The 1,550-nt window shown below is 66.3% G+C and carries 2 protein-coding genes; both read left to right on the top strand.

The features are described from left to right. The coding region (rsmG, locus tag BACI9J_RS23020; protein ID WP_159736680.1) for a 16S rRNA (guanine(527)-N(7))-methyltransferase RsmG at nt 1-499 on the top strand (499 nt) is incomplete at its 5' end. Nucleotides 500-580: 81 nt separating this feature from the next. Continuing rightward, entirely contained in the window at nt 581-1,474 is an 894-nt protein-coding gene (locus BACI9J_RS23015; protein WP_017887823.1) for a ParA family protein, read from the top strand. Nucleotides 1,475-1,550: the final 76 nt, after the last annotated feature.

Here is a 1,550-nt window from a genome sequence, read left to right as displayed (position 1 = left end):
CCCCCGGCTGTGGACTCGACACATCCTCAATTCTGCGTTGCTGGCGCCCCTCCTGGAGGCGCGTGGCCGGGTTGCGGACGTCGGTTCCGGGGCAGGACTGCCGGGCCTTGTGCTCGCCATCGCCCGCCCCGACGTCGAGTTCGTGCTCATCGAGCCGATGGAGCGTCGGACGGATTGGCTCCGCGCTGAGGCCGACCGGCTCGGCCTGCAGAACGTGACGGTGCTCCGTGGCCGTGCAGAGGACGTCGCTGACGAAGTGGTGGTCGACCAGGTCACCGCTCGGGCCGTCAGCGCGCTCTCGAAGCTGATCCCCCTGACCGTGCCCTTGGTTCGGTCCGGTGGCCAGCTCATCCTGATGAAGGGTGCGCGTGTCGACGAAGAGATCGAGAAGGCCCGCAAGGTGATCCTCCGGAAGCGCCTCTCCGACGTCGAGGTGCTCGAGCTCGGAGACGGTGGGGTCGACGAGACCACTCGCGTCTTCCGGGCTACAGTTGACTGACGCTGCGGCTCGGGCCGGGTCATCCGGCCGCCAGTGGCTCCGCGTTCCACGTGAAACATCGAACCGGGGAAGAGGCACTCGTTGAGTTCATCGACCGACTACGACGCGTCGACACCGCTCGCTCGCGAGATCGCCGACCTCAACCGTCGCCGCCGCGCGATTGCGACGCAGCAGTTCCCGCTGCCTGCTGAGACGCGGATCATCACCGTCTCGAACCAGAAGGGTGGCGTCGGCAAGACGACATCGACGGTCAACCTCGCAGCGGGACTCGCCCACGGTGGCGCTCGAGTGCTCGTGATAGACCTCGACCCGCAGGGCAATGCGTCGACCGCACTCGGCGTCGATCACCAGGCCGAGGTCGCGAGTATCTACGACGTCATCGTCGATGAGGCACCGATGGCCGACACTGTCCAGGCCTCCCCCGAGTCGGACACGCTCTGGTGTGTGCCGGCAACGATCCACCTCGCCGGTGCAGAGATCGAGCTCGTCTCCCTCGTTGCACGTGAGCAACGCCTGCGGACCGCGCTCGACATGTACCTGCAATCGCTCGACGAGCCGTACCACTACGTCTTCATCGACTGCCCGCCGTCGCTCGGTCTGCTGACGATCAACGCGTTCGTCGCGGCACAAGAGGTCCTGATCCCGATCCAGTGCGAGTACTACGCGCTCGAAGGGCTGAGCCAGCTCCTGCGGAACATCGAGCTGATCGAGCGCCACCTCAATCCGAACCTCCGGGTGTCCACGATCCTCCTCACGATGTACGACAGCCGCACGAACTTGGCGAACCAGGTGGCGAACGACGTCCGGGAGCACTTCGGTGACCAGGTACTCAAGGCGATGATCCCCCGCTCCGTCCGAGTGAGCGAGGCACCCAGCTACGGGCAGAGCGTCGTCGCGTACGACGTGAACTCCACCGGGTCGCTGTCCTACCTGGAAGCGGCCGCCGAGATCGCAGCACGAGGAGCAAAGCACTGATGGCACCGAAGCGAACCGGGCTCGGCCGAGGCATCGGCGCCCTGATCCCCACAGCGACGGACCAGCAGGACCGTCC

This window comes from Arthrobacter sp. 9V (assembly GCF_902506065.1).
Classification (GTDB): domain Bacteria; phylum Actinomycetota; class Actinomycetes; order Actinomycetales; family Micrococcaceae; genus Arthrobacter.
Note: the sequence above shows the minus strand (reverse complement) of the source record. Positions and strands in the feature narration are given on the sequence as shown.